Source organism: Streptomyces sp. NPDC048483 (genome assembly GCF_040651455.1).
GTDB lineage: Bacteria > Actinomycetota > Actinomycetes > Streptomycetales > Streptomycetaceae > Streptomyces.
The window spans coordinates 17652-39201 of record NZ_JBEZJZ010000064.1 but is presented as its reverse complement, the minus strand read 5'-3'; the positions used below and the strand labels follow the sequence as shown (position 1 = coordinate 39201).

Here is a 21550-nt window from a genome sequence, read left to right as displayed (position 1 = left end):
CACCACCCAGGAGCCCCTCCTCATGACCTGCACCGCCCCGGCCGCTCCCGCCGACCTCGTCCTGACCGGCGCCCGTATCCACACCGTCGACCCCGCCCTGCCCGAGGCCCAGGCGCTCGCCGTACGCGACGGCCGGATCGCCTGGCTCGGCGCGGACGCCGACGCCGCGCAGTGGACGGGACCGGACACCGAGGTCATCGACGCCGGCGGGCGGCTGGTGCTGCCCGGCTTCATCGACGCCCACAACCACGTCCGGCTCGGCTCCGACGACGCCTGCGTCCAGCTCGCGGGCGTGCGCAGCCTCGAGGCGATTCAGGAGCGCATCCGCGCCTGGCGCGCGGCCCACCCGGACGCCGAGTGGATCGAGGCCGAGGCCTTCGACTACTCCGCGATCCCCGGCGGCCGGATGCCCCGCGCGAGCGACCTCGACCCGGCCACCGGCGACACCCCCGCCTTCGTCCTGAGCTACGACGTCCACACCGCCTGGCTCAACACCGCCGCCCTGCGCCGCCTCGGCATCGACCGGGACCGTACGAGCCTGCCCTTCGGCGAGGCCGAGACCGACCCGGAGACCGGCGAACCCACCGGATTCGTCAAGGACTTCGCGGTCAAGGGCCTCTCCCGCGACGGGCACCGCGCACTGCAGCAGCTCGGTGTGCCCTGGGCCTCGGCCGACCGCCAGTACGGCCGCCTCGCCAAGAGCCTCGACGACGCCATCCGCTTCGGCATCACCACCGTCGTCGAACCGCAGAACTCCCTCGACGACCTCGCCCTCTTCGGGCGCGCCCGCACCGAGGGCCGGCTCCGCTCCCGGATCGTCGCGGCGCTCTTCCACCCGCGCGGCACCACCGACGCCGACCTCGACGACTTCGCGGCGGCCGCCCGCCGCCACGACGACGACCGGCTGCGGGTCGGCCCGCTCAAGCTCTACATCGACGATGTCGTCGAGCCGCGGACCGCCGCCCTTCTGGAGCCGTACGCGGGCTGCCGCCACCACCGGGGCGACACCTTCTACCCCGCGGCGGACTTCGGCGACCTGCTCACCAAGCTGGACGCCCGCGGCTTCCAGTGCTTCGTCCACGCCACCGGCGACCGCGGCATCCGTACCGTCCTCGACGCCGTCGAACAGGCCCGTACCGTCAACGGCCCGCGCGACGCCCGCCACCAGGTCGTCCACGTCGAATGCCTCGACCCCCGCGACACCCCGCGCTTCGCCGAGCTGGGCGTGGTGGCCTGTATGCAGCCGCGGCACTGCGCCCCGGAGATCGCCGGCCCCGGCCAGGACTGGGCCGAGAACGTCGGCCCGGACCGCTGGCACAAGGCCTGGCCGATGCGCAGCCTGCACACCGCGGGCGCCGTACTGGCCTTCTCCAGCGACTGGAACGTCGCCGAGATGGACCCGATGATCGGCATCTACACCGCCCTCACCCGGCAGCCGCTCGGCGGCGGCGAGGCCTGGCAGCCGACCGAGACGGTGAGTGTGGAGACCGCCGTGCACGCGTACACGATGGGCTCCGCGTACGCCAACTTCCTTGAGGACGAACGCGGTTCGCTGACCGTCGGCAAACTCGCCGACTTCGTGGTGCTCTCCCGGGACATCCTGCGCGCCGCCCCCGAGGACATCCCCGGCACCGTCGCCGCGACGGTCGTCGTCGGAGGTGAGGTCGTGCACACGGCCTGACCGCGTCGCGGTGCGCTCCTCCCGGAAGCGGGGACGGCGCCCCGGGCGCACCATGGCCCTATGCTGCTGGCCGCTCTCGCACAGGTCTCCGCGGACGTCGCCGCGACCTCGGCGCGCTCGCGGAAGATCGCGCTGCTGGCCGGGCTGTTCCGGGCCGCCGAGCCGCCGGACGTACCGGTCGTCATCCCGTACCTGGCCGGACGGCTGCCGCAGGGGCGGATCGGCGTCGGCTGGAGCGTGCTGCGCGAGCCGGTGCCGGCGGCGGAGCGCGCCACGCTCACCGTGCGCGAGGTGGATGCCGCGCTGACCGGCCTGGCCGGGGTCGGCGGCGCCGGCGCGCAGGGGGAGCGCCGGCGGCGGGTCGGCGAGCTGATGGCCGCGGCGACCGGGCAGGAACAGCGGTTCCTGCTCGGACTGCTGACCGGGGAGGTGCGGCAGGGCGCACTGGACGCCCTTGCCGCCGAGGGTCTCGCGGCGGCGACGGAGGTGCCCGCCGCGGACGTACGGCGGGCCGTGATGCTCGCCGGGTCGCTGCCGGACGTCGCGCGGGCGCTGCTCGCCAAGGGGCCGCCGGCGCTCGCGGAGTTCCGGCTCACGGTCGGCCGGCCCGTCGGCCCGATGCTCGCGCACAGCGCCAGGTCGGTGGCCGAGGCCATCGACAGGCTCGGCGCATGCGCCGTGGAGCAGAAGCTGGACGGCATCCGGGTGCAGGTCCACCGCGACGGCGACGACGTACGGATCTACACCCGCACCCTGGACGAGGTCACCGACCGCCTCCCCGAGGTCGTCGCCCTCGTCCGCGGCATGCCCGCCGCGCGCTGCATCCTGGACGGCGAGGTGATCGCGCTGGACGACAACGGGCGGCCGGTGCCGTTCCAGCGGGTCGCGGGACGGTTCGGCTCGCGGGTGGACGTCACGGCCGCGCAGGCCGCGCTGCCGCTGTCGCCGGTCTTCTTCGACGTCCTCTCGCTCGACGGCCGCGACCTGCTGGAACTGCCCGGCGCGGACCGGGCCGCGGAGCTGGCCCGGCTGGTTCCCGAGGAGGCACGGGTGCGCCGCCGGGTGGTGCCCGACCCGGCCGATGCCGCGGCCCGCGCCGCCGCCGAGGACTTCTGGACCCGCACCCTGCGCGACGGCCACGAGGGCGTCGTCGTCAAGGCCCTTCACGCCCCGTACAGCGCGGGCCGCCGCGGCGCCTCCTGGCTGAAGGTGAAGCCGGTGCACACCCTCGACCTGGTGGTGCTGGCGGCGGAATGGGGCCACGGCCGGCGCACCGGAAAGCTCTCCAACCTCCACCTCGGCGCACGCGGCCCGGCCGGCGGCTTCGTCATGCTCGGCAAGACGTTCAAAGGCCTCACCGACGCCACCCTCGCCTGGCAGACCGAACGGCTCCAGGAGCTGGCGGTGGCGGAGCGGGGCCATGTCGTCACCGTGCGGCCGGAGCTCGTCGTCGAGGTCGCGTACGACGGCCTGCAGACGTCCACGCGCTATCCGGCGGGCGTCACGCTGCGCTTCGCGCGCGTCGTGCGCTACCGCGAGGACAAGACCGCGGCTCAGGCGGACACGGTGGAGACGGTGCTGGCCGCGCACACCGGTGAGGAGACGTAGGGACCATGGCGGGGAAGCGGAGCGCCGGGCTGCTCCTCTACCGTGCGGACCGCAGCCGCGCGGACGGCGTCGAGGTGCTGCTGGCGCACATGGGCGGGCCGTTGTGGGCGCGCCGGGACGCGGGGGCCTGGTCGGTGCCCAAGGGGGAGTACGTACCGCCGGAGGAAGCGCAGGACGCGGCCCGGCGGGAGTTCGAGGAGGAACTGGGAATGCCGCCGCCGGACGGGCCCTACGTGCCCCTGGGGGACGCCCGCCAGTCGGGCGGCAAGGTGGTGACCGTCTGGGCCGTCGAGAGCGATCTCGATCCGGAGCACATCGTGCCCGGCACCTTCGAGATGGAGTGGCCGCGGGGCTCGGGCACCACCCGCAGCTTTCCGGAGATCGACCGGGTGGCGTGGTTCTCCCCGGCCGAGGCGGCGGAGCGGATGGTGAAGGGGCAGCGGGTGTTCCTGGAACGGCTGGCCGAGCGGCTCGACGACAACACCTAGGGTCCGCCCTTTGGGCACAGCTTGCGCTGGACACCCCCCTGGCGGCCGGGCAATCTGGGGCGGGGAATGACGGGGGGCTCTGGGGACGGGGTCATGAGCATGCCGCGGGGGCCGCATGTTGCGTATCCATTTCGACGAGCGGGACATCGCGCGCGTACAGATCGCGGCCGCACCGGATCCGCTGTGGGAAACGGTGCTGGCGATGCATCAGCTGACGGCGCCCGGGAACGGCGCGCCGGTGTACGCCCGCTGGCGCGCCCGCGCCCGGGTGGAGCTGGCCGAGCGCGGGCTGACCCGCGCCGCCCGGCTGATCGGCGCGCTGGCGCCGGGCGACGCACGCTACTTCCCGGATTTTCTGACGCCCGATGCGGGACGCCACGGCCTGGCGGCGGGGCTCACGGCGCTGCGGGAGACGCCCAGGGCCCGGCTGACCGCGGAGATCCGCCGGGCCGCCCTCCCCGCCCGGCTGCCGCGCTGGGCCGGATCGGTGGCCAAGGGCAACCGGCAGCCCCTCGACGAACTGGCCGCCGCGTACCAGGAGGTGCACCGCGCGGTGATCGCCCCCGACTGGACGGAGGCGGCCGCGACGGCCGACCGTGACCGCGCCGCCCGCGCCCGCACCCTGTGCCACGACGGGGTCGACGGCATGCTCAACTCCTTCCGCCCGCACCTGCGGTGGGAGCCGCCGGTGCTGTCCGTCGACTACCCCCGCGACGGTGATCTGCGCCTGCACGGACGCGGACTGCGGCTGATCCCGTCCCACTTCTGCTGGCGCCGGCCCATCGCGCTCGCCGACCCGGACCTGCCGCCGGTCCTGGTCTACCCGGTCGACCACAGCACGGCCTGGGCCCCCGCCACCACCCGCGCCTGCCACCCGCAGGCCCTCTCCGCACTGCTCGGCCGCACCCGGGCCCGGGTCCTCACCGCCCTCGATGCACCCGCCACCACGGGCGAACTGGCCCGCCGGCTACGGGTCTCCGCCCCCTCCGCCAGCGAGCATGTCAGCGCGCTGCGCGAGGCGAACCTCGCCCACAGCCGCCGCGACGGCGGGTGCGTCGTCCATGCCCTGACCCCGCTCGGCGCGGCGCTGCTGCACGGCGAGCTGGCGCCCGTACGGCTGCCGGGCTGAGGTCAGGGGCTCACGGCCGCACCTGGATCTTCCGGCCCTGCCCGGCCCGGAAGCGGTCCAGCGCCGCCGTGTACTCCGTCAGCGGCAGCCGGTCGCTGATGAAGATCTCCGGATCCAGGGCGCCCGCCGCGAACAGCTCGGCGGCGCGTTCATAGCTGTGCAGGACGGCCATCGAGCCGGTGATGGTGATCTCCTGGTTGTAGATCCGGTACGGCTCGATGACGGCGCGGGCGGCGTAGTCGGCGACCCCGAACTGGAGGAAGGTGCCGCCCCTGCCGACCCGCCCGAGCGCGTCCTGGATGGCGCGTGCGTTGCCGGTGGCGTCGATGACCACGTCCCAGCCGCGCGGGCGGTCGAACTCGTCGGCGGAGGCGGCCGCGTTGCTGCAGCCCAGAGTGACGGCGGTGGCCAGCCGGTCCGGGTTGATGTCGACGATGTCCACCCCCGCGGCCCCCGTGCGCTTGGCGAGTTCGAGCATCATCAGGCCCATCGTGCCCGAGCCGTAGATCAGGACCCGGGTGCCCAGCTGCTGGGAGCGCAGGATGTCGTAGCCGCGTACGGCGCAGGAGAGCGGCTCGATCAGGGCCGCGTCCTCGGTGCGGACGTGATCGGGCAGCTTGACGCAGTTGGCGACGGGCGCGACGGCGAACTCGGCGGCGCCGCCGGCCGTGGACACCCCGATCGCCGCCCAGCGCTCGCAGAGGTTGTTGCGGCCGATGCGGCAGTAGCGGCACTCGTGGCAGTAGAGGGACGGGTCGACCGCCACCCGGTCGCCCTCGGCCAGTTCGGTGACGGCGCTGCCGGTGGCGACGACCGTACCGGCGAATTCGTGACCGGGAACGACGGGCAGGGTGGGGGCGAACTCACCCTGGAGGATGTGCAGATCGGTGCCGCACAGCCCGCAGGCGGCGACCGCGACCACGACCTCGCGGGGCCCGGGGCTGGGGTCGTCGACGGTGGTGACCTCGACCTGGCCGGGGGCGCTGATCACTGCGGCTTTCATTTCACGGCTCCGAGCGAGAGGCCCTGGACGAGCTTGTCCTGGGCGGCGAATCCGGCGATGAGCACCGGGAGGGAGATGACGGTGGCGGCGGCGCACACCTTGGCCAGGAACAGGCCCTGGCTGGTGACGAAGCCGGTCAGGAACACCGGCGACGTACCGGCCACGATGCCGGTCAGGACCCGGGCGAACAGCAGCTCGTTCCAGCTGAAGATGAAGGAGATGAGGGCCGTCGCGGCAATCCCCGGCATGGCCACCGGGGCGACGATCCGGAGCAGGGTGGTGTGCAGCCCCGCGCCGTCGATGGCGGCGGCCTCCAGCATCTCCGTCGGGACCTCGGAGAGGAACGAGCGCATCATCCACACCGCGATCGGCAGGTTCATCGAGGTGTAGAGGATGACCAGCAGCCAGATGCTGTCCAGCATCCCGGTGTTCTGCGCGACGAGATAGATCGGCAGCAGGCCCGCCACCAGCGGCAGCATCTTCGTGGAGAGGAAGAAGAACATCACATCGCTCCACTTGCGCACCGGCTTGATCGACAGCGCGTACGCCGCCGGTACGGCCAGCGCCAGGACCAGCAGGGTGGAGACGACCGAGGCGGTGAGCGAGTTGATCAGTGGCGGCCAGGGGCTGATGCCGGTGCCCTCGCCGAAGAACTCGCGGTAGCCGTGCAGGCTGAGCCCGGCACCGATACTCGGCGGATTGGTCGCCGCGTCCGTCTCGCTGTGGAAGGACGTCAGCACCATCCACGCGACGGGGAGGAAGAAGGCGATGCCGCACAGCCAGGCCAGCAGGCCCAGCAGGCTGCCGGTGCGTCGCCGGCCCAGGGTGTTGCGCAGTGCGCTGTTCATCGGGAGACCTCCTCGCGCAGCAGGGACGAGACGGTGCGCAGCGCGAAGGTCGCCACCACCAGCGAACACAGCACGACGACGACGCCCTGCGCGGACGCCAGTCCGTAGTCATGGGCCTGATAGAAGGTCTGGTAAATGGTGTAGGGCAGGTTGGCGGTGCCCAGCCCGCCCGAGGTGATGGTGAACACCGCGTCGAAGTTCTGGACGACGTAGATGGTGCCCAGCAGCGCGGCCAGCTCCAGATAGCGGCGCAGGTGGGGCAGGGTGAGATAGCGGAAGATGTCAAAGGCGGAGGCGCCGTCCATCCGGGCCGCCTCGACGGCGTCCGCCGGCCGGCTCTGCAACCCGGCGAGCAGGATCAGCATCATGAACGGTGTCCACTGCCAGATCAGCGACGTCTCCACGGCGAGCAGCGGCGAGTCCGTCATCCAGTCCGGCTGCGGCGGATTGTCGCTGCCGAACAGCCCCCATATCCAGGTCAGCGAGCCGTTGATCAGCCCGTACGAGGCGTTGTAGAGGGCGTGCTTCCACAGCAGGGCGGAGGCGACGGGCACCACCAGGAACGGCGTGATGAGCAGGGTCCGTACGATCCCGCGGCCGCGGAAACTGCGGTCCAGCAGCAGCGCCAGGCCCAGCCCCAGCAGCAGGCTGACCAGCACCACGGACACGGTCAGCAGCACGGTCGTGCCCACCGACGCCCGCATCGCAGGGTCGGTGAAGACGGCCTTGTAGTTGTCGAAGGCGGCGAAGCCGCGGTTTTCGGGCGCCATCGCGTTCCACCGGGTGAAGGAGATCACCACGGTTGCCACGAACGGCAGTTGGGTCACCACGATCAGGAAGACGAGGGCGGGCAGCAGGGGAGCGCGCCGGGCCCAGTCCTTCGCCCGCTGTGCGCGCCGGGCGCGGGCCGCCCGTCTGCCCGACGGTGGGTCGACGGCCTCGACGGGCCGGGTCCGCTCAGCGGTCTGCGTACGCACCGGCCACCTCCTGCGCCAGCCGCTGGCTGTTCTTGAGGGCCTCGGGGACGCTCTGCGCACCGGCGATGGCATTGCTCACCTCGTGCGAGACCTTGGTGCCCAGGTCGGCGAACTCGGGGACGCCGACGAACTGGATACCGGGGGCCGGACGCGGCTGCACACCCGGGTCATCGGGCCGGGCCGAGCTGATCGCCTGCTTGGTGGCCTGGGCGAACGCTCCGGACTCCCGGACGTACTTCGGGTTCGCGTAGAGGGACGCCCGCTTGCCCGCGGGCACGCTGGACCAGCCCAGCTTGCGGCCCACCAGCTGCTCGTACTCCTTGCTGGAGGCCCAGCTGATGAACTTCCACGCCGCGTCCTGGTGCCTACTGGCCTTCTGCACGCCCCAGGCCCAGGTGTACAGCCAGCCGGAGCTGGGCGTCTTGACGACCGGCGCCGGCGCGTAGCCGACCTTGCCGGCGACCTTGGAGTCGGAGCCCTCCAGCGAGCCGGCGCCTGCGGTCGCGTCGTACCACATGGCGACCTTGCCCTGCTGCATGTCGTTGAGGCACTCGGCGTAGCCGGCCTGCGGGGCGCCCGCCTCGCCGTGCTTGCGTACCAGGTCGACGTAGAACTGGGTGGCCTTGGTGAATTCCGGGCTGTCCAGCTGCGGCTTCCAGTCCTTGCTGAACCAGGTGCCGCCGAAGGTGTTGACGACCGTGGACAGCGGGGCGATCACCTGGCCCCAGCCGGGCTGGCCGCGCAGGCAGATGCCCTTCGTGCCCTTGCCGTCCAGCTTGGCGGCCATCTTGGCGACTTCCTGCCAGGTCGGCTGCTTGGGCATGCTCAGTCCGGCGGCCTTGAGGAGGTCCTTGCGGTACATCAGGAACGACGATTCGCCGTAGAAGGGCTCCGCGTAGACCTTGCCGTCGGCGGCGGTGAGGGACTTGCGGAGCGGCGCGAGGATGTCTTTCTGGTCGAACTTCGGGTCCTTGGCGGCCCTTTCGCCGATCGGGGCGAGCCATCCGTTGCGGGCGTAGATCGGCGTCTCGTAGTTGCTCACACTGGCCACGTCGTACTGGCCGGCCTGGCTGGAGAAGTCCTGGCTCATCTTGTCGCGCAGATCGTCCTCCGGCAGCACGGTGTAATTCACCTTGATGCCGGTCTCCTTGGTGAAGTGCTCGGCGGTGAGCTTCTGCAGATCCACCATCTGCGGGTTGTTGACCATCAGCACATTGAGGGTGTCGGAAGCGCCCTCTGCGTCACCGAAGCCGGAGCAGGCGGCGGTGGACAGCATCAGGGTCAGGGCGACCGAGGTCAGCCCTACGGTGCGGCAGGTGCGGCTGCGCATGGGGGATCGTGCTTTCACGGCTCGTGCCTTTCTGGGGACGTACAGGGATGTACAGGGACGTACGGGGGTGCCCGCGGGCACGTTGGGGAGACCGTCCGGCGGCCGGTCGGCCGTCGGCGGTGAGCGGTGGGTTGTTTCCGTACGGGGCCGGTCCTCCGGGCGGCCCCCGGCCCGGTCAGACCCGGAGCACCTGCGGCCCCAGGAGGGAGTAGCGATGGGCCTCCGGCGCGGAGAGCCCGACGTCGGTGACGACCGTGTCGAAGTCGCTCACCTCGGCGAACCGGCAGAAGCTGCTGGCCCCGAACTTGCTGTGCACCCCGGCCAGCACCCGCCGCCGCGAGGACCGCACCGCCTGTGCCTTCACATCGGCGACCGCCGGATCAGGGGTGGTCAGACCGTGCTCCCGGGAGATGCCGTTCGCGCCCATGAACGCCAGGTCGATCACGAACCCGGCGAGCATGTCCCGGGCCCAGGAGCCCACCGTCGCCTGCGTCCCGGCGCGGACCCGGCCGCCGAGCAGCAGGACGGTGGTGGAGCCGGACGCGGAGACCAGGGAGGCGGTGCGCAGCGAGGCGGTGAGCACGGTCAGCGGGCGGTCGGTGGGCAGCAGCGTGGCGACCAGCTCGGGGGTGTAGCCCTCGTCCACGAACACCGTCTCCGCCTCGCCCACCAGCTGGGCCGCGGCGGCCGCGATCCGGCGTTTCTCCGCCACCTGCTGGGTCTCCCGCCGGGCCAGAGTGGTCTCGAAACCGGCGCTCTCGACCGGATACGCCGCGCCGTGCGTGCGCCGGATCAGCCCGCGCCGCTCCAGCTCGCTCAGATCGCGCCGTACGGTCTCCCGGGCGACCCCGAACTCCACTGCCGCATCGGCGACCTCGACCCGCCCCGACTGCCGGGCCAGCACAAGGAGGCGGTGCTGACGTTCCTCGGCCCTCATGGTGCTCTCCTGCCCGTAGTGGCGGTGGTGGCGGATGACGTGGGGCGATGTGGGGTGACGTGGGATGACGGGCCCCGATCGGGGGTCCGTTCGGTCACTGCCCTGACCGTTTCTGCCCGCCTCAGGTTTATAGCAACGGTAGAACGCGGTAACTCCGCCCGTAAGCGGAGAAAGCCTGACCGTTTCTGCCCGCACCCCGATGCCTGTGACCAGGCCGTTTGCCTGATCACGGTGCCCGTACGGCCCTCCGGAACGCTCCGTACGCCCGCCCGCTGCCGTCTGCGCGATGCCTGCACGCCCCGCGCACGCCCCGCGTCATCGGGTGGCCCCGTGCCGATGATGCGGTCGAAAAGGGCGCTTAGTCTGGACGCCATGAGTGCGGAGATGCGGTCCCTGGCGGTCACGACGATCGTCCAGGCGGAGGAGTGCGCGGTGCTGCGGGTCAGCGGAGAGCTGGATCTCCGCACCGAGCAGGCCTTTCTTGACGAGGCCCGGTCCATCGTCTCGGTCGGCCACCGCTTCCTCGTGCTCGATCTGACCGCCCTGCGCTTCTGCGACTCCCGGGGGCTGAGCTGCCTGCTGGCCCTGGAGTGGCTGTGCCGTCGGCTGGACGGCCGGCTGTTCCTGGCCTCGCTCGGCGTACGGATGCTGCGGCTGCTGGTCGGCACCCAGTCGCTGGGCGTCTTCTCCTGCTTTCCGACCGTCGGCCATGCGCTGGCGGCCGTCCCTGATGGCGCGCGTCCGGCGTGGCCACCGGCGATGGAAGAGCCGACGCTGCCGAGCGATGACCCGTTCGTGTGACGTAACGCGGTATCGGGGTGACGGTCGTGGAGACGGCTGTGGCGACGGTCCTCCCCAGGGCAGGTCACCCCGCAGGCGATCCCGCCGGACAGTGCGCCCCCAGCCAGGCGTCGTTGAACCGCTGGAAAGTGATCCTCCGGTACGGGCCGGACTCGTAGAGCAGCCCGAACGTGCCGTCCTTCAGCCGGGTCAGCGTCGAGTACGCCGCCGGGCCGGGCGTGACGACCCGCGAGACGGGCCAGCTCCGGCCGTCGTCGCAGGACAGCCGGACGGTGAGGTTCCGCCGGGCGGTGGCGCTGGCCGTATTGCTGAACAGCAGCCAGTGCGCCCGCGCGCGGTCCGGCCGGGCCGTGGGGTCGTAGCGCAGCAGCGCCGCATTGTTGACCGGGTCGATCAGCTCGTCGTCCGCGACCGGGGCGCTGTAGGTGACCCCGCCGTCACGCGAGTAGGCGACCAGCCGTCTTGTGGTGCTGCCGGTGCGGCTGTTGAGCATGATGCGGCCATCGGCCAGCTCGACGGTCTTGTTCTCGTCCATCAGCGGCCCGACCGGCGTCCCCAGGCGCCAGGTCTCCCCGTGGTCGTCGCTGTACGCGCTGGCTGCCCACATGCTGGCGTCGGCCTTACGGAGGGCGTACTGCTGTACCAGCCGTCCGGTGGAGAGCTGGATACCGGTGCCGGACGAGGCGAAGATGCCGAGCCAGGACGGGTCCTTGAGGTGGCGGGTCAGCCGCCGGGCGCGCCAGCTGCGGCCGCCGTCGTCGGAGTAGTGGTAGTCGGTGTGCAGGATCTTGGTGCCGGCGTGGTCGTTGCCCATGCCCGCATTGCCGAAGCCGATGCCCTTGGGGCCGTAGGCGTGAAAGAGGAACAGACGGCCGGTCCACCGGTCGGCCAGCAGGCTGGGATCGCCGGCGCCCGCCCCGCCGTCGTAGTCGGCGACCGCCTGCGGGGTGCTCCAGGTCCGTCCGTTGTCGGTGCTGCGACGCACCATCACATCCACGTTGCCGGGCAGGTCCGCGGCGCTGTCGTTGCGCCGGTCGTAGGCGGCGACGAGGGTGCCGTCGGGGAGCGTCTCCAGGGCCGGGATGCGGTAGGTGTGCGCGCCCTGGCCGGAGACGGCCACGTCGGTGGTCTCGTACAGAGGGTGGCGGGGCGGGGACGTTTCCGGGGGCGGCGGCTCGGTGGCGGGCGCCGCGGGGGTGGCCGTCGCCAGGCCGGTGCCGGTGGCGAGCAGCACGGTCAGCGACAGGGAACGGGCGGCTCTCACCGGGCGGGCGGCTCTCACCGGTACCTCCAGGGCGGGCGTGACGCGACGGGCCGATCGATGAGGTGCCGGACGGCGGACGCAGGGACATGGGACGTCCGATGTCCAAGGAACCTCGACGCCAAGGTAATCCGAGCCGGCGGACCCCGCTTCGTCCACGGAGCGCAGCCCGCGGGACCTCGCGCCGCACCCTCGGCCTACGCTGCGACGCCCTCGCGCAGCGCCGCGATCAGCGCCTCGACCGACGGCCGCTGCCGCGCGGCGGCGCCGACGGCCACCACGATGTGCCGCTCGACCACCTCCGCCAGCGGCACCGGGACAATCCCCTCGGACCGCAGCCGCAGCATCAGCTCCGTCAGGGGCGCCACCCCCAGCCCCGCCCCGACCATCGCCAGTGACGTGGCCGTATCGGTCACCTCGTGCACCACCCGCGGCTCGAACCCGGCCCGCCGGCAGGCGGCCCGCATCGCCCGCCCGTAGTACGAGCCCGGCGCGGGCAGCACCCAGTCGCAGGCGGCGGCGTCCACGAGCCGCAGCGCCCGCCCCTGCGCCGTCCACCCCTCCGCCCTCGGCCCGGCCGCCACCGCCAGCCCGAACCGCTCCGACCGCAGCCGCACCAACTCCACCCCGCCGGCCGGCGCCAGCGGCGCATCCGGATAGTCCAGGCCCAGCGCCAGATCCACCCGACCGGCGCAGACCTCCGTGTACGCCTGGTCCACCTCCACCTCGCGGCTCGCCACGCGCACCCCCGGATGCCGCGCCCGCAGCCGGTGCAGGGCCGGCGGCAGCAGCACGGCCGCCGCCGTGCCGAAGACGCCCAGCCGCAGCCGCGCCGTGACCTCGCCCCGGCCGCGTTCCAGGGCCGCCACCGCCTCGGCCTGCGCGGCCAGGATCCGTTCGGCGTGCGCGGCGAGCGTGTGCCCGGCGTCCGTCAGCTCCACCCGGCGCCCCAGCCGCCGCACCAGCTCCGTCCCGGTGGCCCGCTCCAGCGCCGCGATCTGCTGGGACACCGCGCCCGGCGTATAGCCCAGGGCCGCGGCCGCCGCGGTCATCGTGCCGCTACGGGTCAGCTCCAGCAGCGCCCTCAGCTGGGCCCCCGGCAATTCCATGCCGGGACCCTACCCAGCGCTTCCGATGACCAGAGTTCCTGATAGATCACGTCCAGCAACTGTGCATGGACGGGGGACGTCCCACCCGCCACCATCAAAAGTGACCCGCTCACCGCCGAGCGGGCCCGCCCGAAGAAGACCGGGAAGGCGGCCTCGATGGCTCCCACTGCGGCTTCTGTCCCCGTCCCCGAACCCGCCGGACTCCCGGAACATGCCGGTCTCCCCGAACACGCCGACGTCGTCATCATCGGCGGCGGCGTCATCGGGGCGAGCATCGCGTTCCACCTGGCCGAGGCGGGCGTCCGCCACGTACTGCTGCTGGAGCGCGACCGGCCCGCCTCCGGCTCGTCCGGCAAGCCCATCGGCGGCGTCCGCGCCCAGTTCTCCGACCCCCTCAACATCCGCCTGGGCCTGCGCAGCCTGGACGCCTGGCGCTCCTTCGCCCGCCGCCCCGGCGCCGACATCGGACTGGAATCCGTCGGCTATCTCTTCCTCCTCGGCGACGACACCGAACTGGCCACCTTCGCCGGGGGAGTGGAGACCCAGAACGCCCTCGGCCTGCCCAGCCGCATCATCACCCCGTCCGAGGCCGCCGGTCTGTGCCCCTACCTCGACCCGCGCGGCATCGTCGCCGCCGCCTACTCACCCACCGACGGCCATGCCCTCCCCAAGGCCGCCGTCACCGGCTACCTCCGCGCGGCCCAACGGCTCGGCGCCACCGTACGCACCCGCTGCCCGGTCACCGCGATCGACACCGCCGACGGCACGCTCCGGGCCGTCCGCACCCCGTACGGCTCCGTGCGCACGGGCAGCGTGATCTGCTGCGCCGGCGCCTGGTCCGGTGCCATCGGGGCGATGGCCGGCGTCGACCTCCCCGTCACCCCGCTGCGCCGCCAGATCGCCTTCACCGGACCGCTGCATCCCGCCCCGCCCCGTATCCCCTTCACCCTCGACTTCGACTCCACCCTCTACTTCCACAACGACACCGCCGACGGCCTCCTCCTGGGCCTGTCCGACCCGGCCCAACAGGCGGGATTCGGGCGGCAGTTCACCCGCGAATGGCTGCGCCCGTTCCGTGCGGCCGCGGCCCGCCGGGCACCGGAGCTCGCCCGGCTGCCCGTCACCGGCGGCTGGGCCGGCCTGTACGAGATGACCCCCGACCGCAACGCACTGATCGGCGAGGCCACCCACCTCGACCGCTTCCTCTACGCCACCGGCTTCTCGGGCCACGGCTTCCTCCAGGCCCCCGCCGTCGGCGAGATCATCCGCGACCTCTACCTCGGCCGCGCACCGTTCCTCGACATCGCCCCGCTCACCGCCACCCGCTTCGACGGCCACGCCGCCCGCGAAACCCGCCCCGAGGCCCACATCATCTGACGCACCCGACCCGCCACTCCCCACCCGACGCACCCCATCAGACGCACTGCATCCGACGTCCTACGACCGGAGCCCCCTGGAGCCCCCCATGGTCCCCACCTGGCGGCTGCGCGCCGCGTTCGCCCGTCGGCTGTCCGGGATGTACGGCACCGAAGTGCCCGCCTACACCACGCTGCTGGAGGTGGCCGGGCAGGTCAACGACGAGGTCGCGGGCCGGGACCCGGACGCGGAACGGCTCGGCAGCATCGCCCGCGTCACCGCCGAACGCCACGGCGCCATCCGTGTCGGCACCGAGGAGGAGCTGCGCCAGGCCGCCCAGATCTTCGCCGCCCTCGGGATGAGCCCCGTGGGCTTCTACGACCTGCGGGACGGCGAGACCGGCGCCGTACCCGTCGTCTCCACCGCCTTCCGCCCCACCGGCACCGAAGAACTGGACCGCAACCCCTTCCGCGTCTTCACCTCCCTCCTCACCACCTCCGACCGCCGCTTCTTCGATGCCGGCCTGGAATCCCGGCTCGACGCCTTCCTCGCCCGCCGCCGCCTCTTCCCGCCGGAACTCCTCCAACTCGCCGAACAGGCCGAGGAGTTGGCGGGCCTCCCCGAACCCGACGCGGAACGCTTCCTCACCCTCGCCGTGGCCGCCTTCGAACTGTCCCCCGAACCGGTCGACCGCGCCTGGTACGCCGAACTGGAGCGGATCTCCGCCGTCGCCGCAGACATCGGCGGGGTGGCCGCCACCCACATCAATCACCTCACCCCCCGCGTCCTGGACATCGACGCCCTCTACCGCCGCATGGGGGAGCGCGGCATCACCATGATCGACCGGATCCAGGGACCCCCGCGCTGGGACGGCCCGGACGTCCTCCTGCGTCAGACGTCCTTCCGCGCGCTCGCCGAGCCACGGCGCTTCCGCGAGCCCGACGGCAGCATCTCCGGCGGCTCCCTACGGGTCCGCTTCGGCGAGGTCGAGGCCCGCGGCATCGCCCTGACCCGCGCGGGCCGGGCCCGCTACGACGAGCTGATGGCCGAGACCGACCGCCAGATGGCCCACCACCCGGACGCCGACCGGCAGGAGACCGCCCGCGCCCTGTGGCAGCGCACCTTCCCGCGTACCGAACACCAACTGGCCACCGCACGCCAGGCGTTCTTCACCTACCACCCGGTGACCGGACGGCCCCGCGACGGCCGGCGCCCGCCGGCCGACCTCGCCGGCCTCCTCGACGGCGGCTGGCTCACCGCCCAACCGATCGTCTACGAGGACTTCCTGCCCCGCTCCGCCGCCGGCATCTTCCGCTCCAACCTCACCGGCGAAGGAACCCGCGACGCGGCCCTGACCGGCACCCCCTTCGATGCCCACCGTCTCTCCGAGGCCATGGGCCGTCCCGTCCTCGACCCGTTCACCCTCTACGCCGCACAGCAGGACCACTCGCTGCGCCAGGCGCTGTTCACCGTGGGGGCCGGCGCGGCGCTCCGCGCCCTGGACACCGGCGAGGAGACCCTGACGACGACCGAGAGGAACGGACCCTGAGGACCTCGGCCCCGAGCGAGTCGCCATGACCATGACCTCCCACCCCCGGCCCGCCCCGCCCCGTCGCCCGGCCCGGGGGATCCCGCCCCCCGCCCCAACTCCCAAGGAGCCAAGGAACCCACCATGACCACCGCCACCCCCACCCCGCCGCCCACCACCCCCCGCTTCCCCTCCGTCGACGTCCTCCGTGCCCGCGCGGCAACGGCCCTGCGCCACTGCGGCGTGGATCTCGACGCGTACGACCACCCCGAAACCACCGCCGCCGTCGTCCTCGCCCGTACCCCCCTGACCGGGGCCACCCTCGCCCGGCTCCCCGTCACCACCGCCGAACAGACCACCCAGGCCGTCGAGGCGTCCCACCGCACCTTCCACCAGTGGCGCACCGTCCCCGCCCCCCGCCGCGGCGCCCTCGTCAAGCGGCTCGGCGAACTCCTGACCACCCACAAGGACGACCTGGCCGACCTGGTCACCCTCGAAGCGGGGAAGATCCGCTCCGAGGCGCTCGGCGAAGTCCAGGAAATGATCGACATCTGCGACTTCGCGGTAGGCCTGTCGCGGCAGCTCTACGGCCGCACCATTGCCGGCGAACGCCCCGGCCACCGGCTCGCCGAGACCTGGCACCCGCTCGGCGTCGTAGGCGTCATCTCCGCCTTCAACTTCCCCGTCGCCGTCTGGTCCTGGAATACCGCCATCGCCCTGGTCTGCGGTGACACCGTCGTCTGGAAGCCGTCCGAACTCACCCCGCTCACCGCGCTCGCCTGCGACGGCCTGCTCGCCCGCGCCGCCGCCGATGCCGGCGCACCGCCCGGCGTCCACCGGCTGCTGCTCGGGGCGCAGGCATGCGGCGAGCGCCTGGCCGACGACCCCCGGGTGGCGCTGGTCAGCGCGACCGGATCGGTACGGATGGGCCGGCAGGTCGGCCCGCGGGTGGCCGCCCGCTTCGGCCGCTGCCTCCTGGAACTCGGCGGCAACAACGCCGCCGTCGTCACCCCCTCCGCGGATCTCGACCTCACCGTCCGCGGCACCGTCTTCTCCGCCGCCGGCACCGCGGGCCAGCGCTGTACGACGCTGCGCCGGCTGATCGTCCACGAGGACATCGCGGACCGGCTCACCGAGCGGATGGTGCATGCCTACGGCCAACTGCCGCTCGGTGACCCCTTCGACGACTCGACCCTCGTCGGGCCGCTCATCACCCCGTCCGCCCATACGGCGATGGCCGACGCCCTGGCCACCGCCCAACGCGACGGCGGCAAGCTCCTGACCGGCGGCGACCGCTGTTTCACGGCCGAGGTCCCGGACGCCGCGTACGTCCGTCCCGCGATCGTCCGGATGCCGGAACAGACCGAGATCGTCCGCACCGAGACCTTCGCCCCGATCCTGTACGTCCTCACCTACCGCACCCTCGAGGAGGCCATCGCGCTGCACAACGGCGTCCCCCAGGGCCTGTCGTCCAGCATCTTCACCCAGGACCAGCGGGAGGCCGAGTGCTTCCTCGCCGCCGACGGTTCCGACTGCGGCATCGCCAACGTGAACATCGGCACCTCGGGGGCGGAGATCGGCGGCGCGTTCGGCGGCGAGAAGGAGACCGGCGGCGGCCGCGAATCCGGCTCCGACGCCTGGCGCGCCTATATGCGCCGGGCCACCAACACGGTGAACTACTCCGCCGACCTCCCCCTCGCCCAGGGCGTCAACTTCCTCTGAGATCCCTGACGAGGGTGGGCGAGGGACGGGGGATCTCCCCGAAATCCTCGTCGTCGCTGTCCACCACAAGACGGTTGATCACATTCTCCAGAGCCGTCGGCAGGCTCGGCGCGAGCCCGCTGTGCCACTGGACGAGGAGATTGTGCCGGGCCGCGTCCGGCAGCAACTGCTTGTCGTCGCAGGCCGGTACCGACGGACGCTCCTCGTCCGGACCGTGCGCGGCCTGCTCGCGCCAGTACGCGGCGTCGCGGTATTCGCCGTTGCGCCGGTGGGAGAGATAGAGGCAGTACGCGGCGGTCCGGCTTCCCGCGCCCGCGCCGAAGTGCCACCAGAAGTGCGCCGCGTCGAAGCGCCCGGTGATGTGCAGCAGGCAGGCGAAGACCAGCGCGCCCTCCGGGTCGATGTGATGGTCGTCGACCAGCCGCTCCAGGCTGGCGGCGGCCGCCGCGGCATTGACCACCAGCGCGCAGGCCAGCTCCAGCTCATGGGTGGCCTCGTCGCGGGCGCTGGGATAGGCGCTGGGCGCACCGCGGTCGGCCCGCACCGGGGGCGGCCCGTCACCGCGTCCCGCCGCGCCCCGAGCCCCGCACCCCGTTTCCGTGACGGCAGCGAAGCAGCCGAGACCGTCGAGCGCGCCCGCGTGATCGAGAGCGCAGAACCCGGCGAGGCCGTCGATGCCGGCCACCGCCGCGGCGGCGCTCAGCAGCGTCTCCACGGTGTCCCGACGCCCGGCGTGGCCGGTGTGATCCGTGTGATCGATGGGCGACATGGTCAATTCCCCCTTGCCGATGCGTGCGAGGCGTGTGCTGCGTGGTGGTCGTCCGAAGCGCCGCGGTCGTCGCCGGTACCCCGCCCCGTCGTGCCCTGGTCGATGCCGAGCGCGGCGGCGAGCTTGCGTTTGCCCCGGCTCGCATACGAGCGGACGGTGACTTCGTCGACGCCGAGCAGCGCGGCGATCTGCGCGTCGTCGTACCCGGTGACATGCCGCAGCACGATCACATCGCACTGCCGCTCCGGCAGCCGCGAGATCGCCGCGTACAGCCCCAACTGGCTCTCCAGCAGGGCGAATCGCTGCTGGCACTCGCGCAGCAGGGCATGCGTGACGATCGCGAAGGCGGCGGTCTCGGTGAGCGCGGTGGGCTGCTGGTGGTCGTACAGCCACTCCACCACACGTTCCTTCAGGACCGACCAGGCGAACGCCTCCACCGACGCCTGGCGCAGCGCATGCGGCCACAGCCGGCTCAGCTGCCGGAAGGCGGACCGGGTCACCTCGCGGGCCGCGTCCTCGCTGCCGGTGTGCAGATAGGCGTACGTCAGCCACTTCCGGGCATGCGTGGCATGGAACGCCTCCAGGGCTATCGACAGATGTCGAGCCGCGGGGCCCGCCGGGCCGGATGGACCGGTGGGACGGGAGGGGTCGGCCGAGCCCGCCGATGGCCGGCGGGGGAGCGCGGGTAAGTCCGCGCGATGGCCGTGCGCCTCCGCGCACGCCGGCAGAAGTCGGTCCCGGTCTGAGCCCACGAGCCGTCCTCGTTCCGTTCGCCGTGCGCCGCTGCTGCCGCACAGAGGAGGCCGGCCGCAGTGGGAGGACTGTCTGCCCTCACCATCTAATGAACAGGAAAGTACGCCCATTTGTGGCACCAGGGCGCAAGAAATCTTCCGCTGCGTATTCATATGACTACGCGTGCCAAGGGCATGTTCACCCCGCATGGCGGTGCGCTGGGCGTACGCCGGGGCGCGTGGCACACGGCCGGTATGATCCGGACCGTACGGGGCAGTGCTCCAACTGCCGGGCGGGCGGCGGCATTCGGGGCGCCGCGGGGAGCGCGCCGGCCGTACTGGGGAGGCAGCCCACGATGAGCGACCGCACCGAGCCCGTGGTGGATCTACAGCTCGACCGGGCCCACTCCTCCCGTATCTACGACTATTTCCTCGGCGGCAAGACCAACTTCCTGGCCGACCGGATGGCCGCCGGGAGCGTCCTGTCCGTCTTCCCCGCCGCGCTGGTCGCCGCCCGTATCAACCGCGAGTTCATGCACCGCGCCACCCGCTTCCTCGCACGGTCGGGCCTGCGCCAGTTCCTCGACATCGGCACCGGCATCCCCACCCCGCCGAATCTGCACGACATCGCTCAGGGCATCGCCCCCGACGCCCGCGTGGTCTACACGGACAACGACCCCATCGTCCTCGCCCACGCCGCGGCCCTCCTCCTCAGCACCGCCGAGGGACGCACCGCCTACGTACAGGCCGATGTCAACGACCCCGAGGGCATCCTCGCCGCGCCACAGCTTCTCGACACCCTCGACCTGCGCGAGCCCGTCGCTCTCAGTCTGAACGCCCTGATGCACTTCGTCGCCGACGACGGGGAATGCCGCGCCCACACCGTCGTCGAAACCCTCAAGTCCGCCCTGCCCAGCGGCAGCACCCTCGCGATGACCCACGCGACCGCGGACTTCGACCCCGAGGCGATGGGCGAGATCATCGACATCTACCGCGGCGCGGGCGCCAACCTCCAGTTCCGCTCCCGCGCCGCATTCCTCCGCTTCTTCGACGGCTGGGAGCTGCTGGAGCCGGGCGTCACCCTCTCCCACCAGTGGCGCCCCGACCACCCCGAGGACGCCACCCACGTCACCGACGCCGAGGCCGCCTGCTACGCGGCAATCGCCCGCAAGCCGTAACGGCCCCGCCCGGCTCCCTCACCTCCGCTCCTCCTCACTCCTTCCGGTAGCCGAACGCCTCCCCGGCCGCGGCCGCCACCGCGTCCAGATCCGCGCCGGCCGAGGCGGTGACCACGGCGGCCACCGCGCCCTCCACGAACGGCGCATCCACCAGCCGCGCACCCTGGGGAAGGTCGTCCCCCTCGGCAACCATCGCCTTGACGGTCAGTACGGCGCTGCCCAGGTCCACCAGGATCGCCACCCCCGCACCCCGGTCCACCGACCGCGCCGCCGCGCTGATCAGCTCCGTACTCGTACCGAGCCTGCCGTCCGGCGTCCCCCCGGCCGCGGCGACCGGAGCCGTCGCCCCGCCCCCGGCCAGCGCGGCCGCCATCGCCGCGACCGACTCGGCAACCGGCCCGCTGTGCGACACCAGCACAATCCCCACCGGCGCACCCTCCCCGGTCACTTCGCCACCTCCGCGAGCGCCGCGAACAGCAACGCCGACGAGGTCGCCCCCGGGTCCTGATGCCCGATGCTGCGTTCCCCCAGGTAGCTCGCCCGCCCCTTTTTGGCCAGCAGCGGTACGGTCGCCAGCGCGCCGTCCTCCGCCGCCGCGGCCGCCGCCTCGAACGACGTGCCCAGCGCCTCGACCGCCGGCACCAGCGCATCCAGCATCGTCTTGTCCCCCGGGCCCGCACCGCCCAGCTGCGCCACCGCGGCCACCCCCGCCTGCAGGCCCGTCCGAAGTTCCCCGACCGTCACCTGCGGCGCATCGCCCAGCGCCTTCCCGCTGCGCCGCAGCAGCGACCCGTACAACGGCCCGGACGCACCGCCCACCGTCGAGATCAACTGCCGCCCCGCAGCCACCAGTACACCCCCTGGCGTCGCGGGCTCATCCGTCGTCAGCACCGTCACCACGGCAGCGAAGCCCCGCTGCATATTGCTCCCGTGATCGGCATCCCCAATGGCCGAATCCAGCTCCGTCAGCCGGCCGGCCTCCCGCTCCACTGAGGCGGCCGCCGCCGCCATCCACCGGACGAAGAACGCGGCATCCAAGACGCTGTCGGTCACGTACTGCTCCTCTGCTCGTGCACTGGCTGATCCCTGTGGAT

20 protein-coding genes are annotated in these 21550 nt (G+C 72.6%); 9 read left to right on the top strand and 11 right to left on the bottom strand.

Features of this window, described 5'->3' with window-relative positions; translation table 11 throughout:
• Nucleotides 1-22: 22 nt before the first annotated feature.
• From AB0D04_RS27550 to AB0D04_RS27535, 4 genes are all read left to right on the top strand, one after another.
• Nucleotides 23-1681: an amidohydrolase gene (locus tag AB0D04_RS27550; protein ID WP_362708410.1), complete on the top strand. Its 1659-nt coding sequence runs from the start codon at nucleotides 23-25 to the stop codon at nucleotides 1679-1681.
• Nucleotides 1682-1741: 60 nt separating this feature from the next.
• Nucleotides 1742-3289 carry an ATP-dependent DNA ligase gene (locus tag AB0D04_RS27545; RefSeq protein ID WP_362708408.1) on the top strand — a complete coding sequence of 516 codons (1548 nt, stop codon included), beginning with the start codon at nucleotides 1742-1744 and terminating at the stop codon, nucleotides 3287-3289.
• 5 nt (nucleotides 3290-3294) lie between these two features.
• Entirely contained in the window at nucleotides 3295-3777 is a 483-nt protein-coding gene (locus AB0D04_RS27540) for an NUDIX domain-containing protein (protein ID WP_362708406.1), read from the top strand.
• 115 nt (nucleotides 3778-3892) lie between these two features.
• Nucleotides 3893-4906 (top strand): winged helix-turn-helix domain-containing protein, encoded by a 1014-nt coding sequence (locus AB0D04_RS27535; protein WP_362708403.1) that lies wholly within the window; start codon nucleotides 3893-3895, stop codon nucleotides 4904-4906.
• 10 nt (nucleotides 4907-4916) lie between these two features.
• Here AB0D04_RS27535 and AB0D04_RS27530 read toward each other — a convergent pair whose 3' ends face one another.
• The 5 genes from AB0D04_RS27530 to AB0D04_RS27510 form a co-directional block, all read right to left on the bottom strand.
• Nucleotides 4917-5909 carry a zinc-dependent alcohol dehydrogenase family protein gene (locus AB0D04_RS27530; RefSeq protein ID WP_362708401.1) on the bottom strand — a complete coding sequence of 331 codons (993 nt, stop codon included), beginning with the start codon at nucleotides 5907-5909 and terminating at the stop codon, nucleotides 4917-4919.
• Nucleotides 5906-6757, bottom strand: coding sequence for a carbohydrate ABC transporter permease (locus tag AB0D04_RS27525; RefSeq protein WP_362708398.1), 852 nt, complete (start codon nucleotides 6755-6757; stop codon nucleotides 5906-5908). Before AB0D04_RS27525 ends, AB0D04_RS27530 begins: the two co-directional genes overlap by 4 nt.
• Complete coding sequence (locus AB0D04_RS27520; protein WP_362708444.1) at nucleotides 6754-7614, bottom strand: sugar ABC transporter permease; 861 nt, start codon at nucleotides 7612-7614, stop codon at nucleotides 6754-6756. Before AB0D04_RS27520 ends, AB0D04_RS27525 begins: the two co-directional genes overlap by 4 nt.
• A gap of 100 nt (nucleotides 7615-7714) precedes the next feature.
• Nucleotides 7715-9010: a sugar ABC transporter substrate-binding protein gene (locus AB0D04_RS27515; RefSeq protein WP_362708442.1), complete on the bottom strand. Its 1296-nt coding sequence runs from the start codon at nucleotides 9008-9010 to the stop codon at nucleotides 7715-7717.
• 229 nt (nucleotides 9011-9239) lie between these two features.
• Nucleotides 9240-10001, bottom strand: coding sequence for a DeoR/GlpR family DNA-binding transcription regulator (locus AB0D04_RS27510; protein WP_362708396.1), 762 nt, complete (start codon nucleotides 9999-10001; stop codon nucleotides 9240-9242).
• A gap of 372 nt (nucleotides 10002-10373) precedes the next feature.
• Here AB0D04_RS27510 and AB0D04_RS27505 point away from each other — a divergent pair, with 372 nt between their 5' ends.
• Nucleotides 10374-10802: an STAS domain-containing protein gene (locus AB0D04_RS27505; RefSeq protein ID WP_362708394.1), complete on the top strand. Its 429-nt coding sequence runs from the start codon at nucleotides 10374-10376 to the stop codon at nucleotides 10800-10802.
• A 64-nt stretch (nucleotides 10803-10866) separates the two neighbouring features.
• Here AB0D04_RS27505 and AB0D04_RS27500 read toward each other — a convergent pair whose 3' ends face one another.
• Both AB0D04_RS27500 and AB0D04_RS27495 read right to left on the bottom strand, forming a co-directional pair.
• Nucleotides 10867-12084: a sialidase family protein gene (locus tag AB0D04_RS27500; protein ID WP_362708392.1), complete on the bottom strand. Its 1218-nt coding sequence runs from the start codon at nucleotides 12082-12084 to the stop codon at nucleotides 10867-10869.
• Between the two features lie 176 nt (nucleotides 12085-12260).
• Complete coding sequence (locus AB0D04_RS27495; protein WP_362708389.1) at nucleotides 12261-13172, bottom strand: LysR family transcriptional regulator; 912 nt, start codon at nucleotides 13170-13172, stop codon at nucleotides 12261-12263.
• Nucleotides 13173-13328: 156 nt separating this feature from the next.
• On the opposite strand from AB0D04_RS27495, the gene AB0D04_RS27490 reads away from it, so the two are divergent.
• The 3 genes from AB0D04_RS27490 to AB0D04_RS27480 all read left to right on the top strand — a co-directional run bounded on the left by AB0D04_RS27490 (nucleotide 13329) and on the right by AB0D04_RS27480 (nucleotide 17778).
• On the top strand, nucleotides 13329-14549 hold the full coding sequence (locus AB0D04_RS27490) for an FAD-binding oxidoreductase (protein ID WP_362708386.1): 1221 nt from the start codon (nucleotides 13329-13331) through the stop codon (nucleotides 14547-14549).
• An 88-nt stretch (nucleotides 14550-14637) separates the two neighbouring features.
• The gene (locus AB0D04_RS27485; protein ID WP_362708383.1) at nucleotides 14638-16077 is read left to right on the top strand and encodes a VOC family protein; all 1440 of its coding nucleotides are present in this window, start codon (nucleotides 14638-14640) and stop codon (nucleotides 16075-16077) included.
• Between the two features lie 123 nt (nucleotides 16078-16200).
• The gene (locus AB0D04_RS27480) at nucleotides 16201-17778 is read left to right on the top strand and encodes an aldehyde dehydrogenase family protein (RefSeq protein WP_362708380.1); all 1578 of its coding nucleotides are present in this window, start codon (nucleotides 16201-16203) and stop codon (nucleotides 17776-17778) included.
• On the opposite strand, the gene AB0D04_RS27475 is transcribed toward AB0D04_RS27480, so the two are convergent.
• A complete protein-coding gene (locus AB0D04_RS27475; protein ID WP_362708378.1) occupies nucleotides 17765-18547 on the bottom strand; it encodes a hypothetical protein in 783 nt (260 codons plus the stop codon). The two genes, AB0D04_RS27480 and AB0D04_RS27475, sit on opposite strands and share 14 nt — an antisense overlap.
• A gap of 2 nt (nucleotides 18548-18549) precedes the next feature.
• Entirely contained in the window at nucleotides 18550-19299 is a 750-nt protein-coding gene (locus tag AB0D04_RS27470) for a sigma-70 family RNA polymerase sigma factor (RefSeq protein ID WP_362708376.1), read from the bottom strand.
• Nucleotides 19300-19634: 335 nt separating this feature from the next.
• Here AB0D04_RS27470 and AB0D04_RS27465 point away from each other — a divergent pair, with 335 nt between their 5' ends.
• Entirely contained in the window at nucleotides 19635-20456 is an 822-nt protein-coding gene (locus tag AB0D04_RS27465) for an SAM-dependent methyltransferase (RefSeq protein ID WP_362708373.1), read from the top strand.
• A gap of 34 nt (nucleotides 20457-20490) precedes the next feature.
• Here AB0D04_RS27465 and AB0D04_RS27460 read toward each other — a convergent pair whose 3' ends face one another.
• Together AB0D04_RS27460 and dhaL are read right to left on the bottom strand one after the other, a co-directional pair.
• The gene (locus AB0D04_RS27460) at nucleotides 20491-20904 is read right to left on the bottom strand and encodes a PTS fructose transporter subunit IIA (protein WP_362708370.1); all 414 of its coding nucleotides are present in this window, start codon (nucleotides 20902-20904) and stop codon (nucleotides 20491-20493) included.
• A complete protein-coding gene (gene dhaL / locus AB0D04_RS27455) occupies nucleotides 20901-21467 on the bottom strand; it encodes a dihydroxyacetone kinase subunit DhaL (RefSeq protein ID WP_362708440.1) in 567 nt (188 codons plus the stop codon). Before dhaL ends, AB0D04_RS27460 begins: the two co-directional genes overlap by 4 nt.
• Between the last annotated feature and the right edge of the window lie 83 nt (nucleotides 21468-21550).

Excerpts from the sequence above, each read along its gene's own strand:
- AB0D04_RS27505 (WP_362708394.1), top strand. The coding sequence starts at position 10,374 with ATGAGTGCGGAGATGCGGTCCCTGGCGGTCACGACGATCGTCCAGGCG.
- AB0D04_RS27485 (WP_362708383.1), top strand. The coding sequence starts at position 14,638 with ATGGTCCCCACCTGGCGGCTGCGCGCCGCGTTCGCCCGTCGGCTGTCC.
- AB0D04_RS27480 (WP_362708380.1), top strand. The coding sequence starts at position 16,201 with ATGACCACCGCCACCCCCACCCCGCCGCCCACCACCCCCCGCTTCCCC.
- AB0D04_RS27545 (WP_362708408.1), top strand. The coding sequence starts at position 1,742 with ATGCTGCTGGCCGCTCTCGCACAGGTCTCCGCGGACGTCGCCGCGACC.
- dhaL (WP_362708440.1), bottom strand. The coding sequence starts at position 21,467 with ATGGCGGCGGCGGCCGCCTCAGTGGAGCGGGAGGCCGGCCGGCTGACG.
- AB0D04_RS27540 (WP_362708406.1), top strand. The coding sequence starts at position 3,295 with ATGGCGGGGAAGCGGAGCGCCGGGCTGCTCCTCTACCGTGCGGACCGC.
- AB0D04_RS27475 (WP_362708378.1), bottom strand. The coding sequence starts at position 18,547 with ATGTCGCCCATCGATCACACGGATCACACCGGCCACGCCGGGCGTCGG.
- AB0D04_RS27490 (WP_362708386.1), top strand. The coding sequence starts at position 13,329 with ATGGCTCCCACTGCGGCTTCTGTCCCCGTCCCCGAACCCGCCGGACTC.
- AB0D04_RS27465 (WP_362708373.1), top strand. The coding sequence starts at position 19,635 with ATGAGCGACCGCACCGAGCCCGTGGTGGATCTACAGCTCGACCGGGCC.
- AB0D04_RS27550 (WP_362708410.1), top strand. The coding sequence starts at position 23 with ATGACCTGCACCGCCCCGGCCGCTCCCGCCGACCTCGTCCTGACCGGC.
- AB0D04_RS27495 (WP_362708389.1), bottom strand. The coding sequence starts at position 13,172 with ATGGAATTGCCGGGGGCCCAGCTGAGGGCGCTGCTGGAGCTGACCCGT.
- AB0D04_RS27525 (WP_362708398.1), bottom strand. The coding sequence starts at position 6,757 with ATGAACAGCGCACTGCGCAACACCCTGGGCCGGCGACGCACCGGCAGC.
- AB0D04_RS27535 (WP_362708403.1), top strand. The coding sequence starts at position 3,893 with ATGTTGCGTATCCATTTCGACGAGCGGGACATCGCGCGCGTACAGATC.
- AB0D04_RS27510 (WP_362708396.1), bottom strand. The coding sequence starts at position 10,001 with ATGAGGGCCGAGGAACGTCAGCACCGCCTCCTTGTGCTGGCCCGGCAG.
- AB0D04_RS27515 (WP_362708442.1), bottom strand. The coding sequence starts at position 9,010 with ATGCTGTCCACCGCCGCCTGCTCCGGCTTCGGTGACGCAGAGGGCGCT.
- AB0D04_RS27530 (WP_362708401.1), bottom strand. The coding sequence starts at position 5,909 with ATGAAAGCCGCAGTGATCAGCGCCCCCGGCCAGGTCGAGGTCACCACC.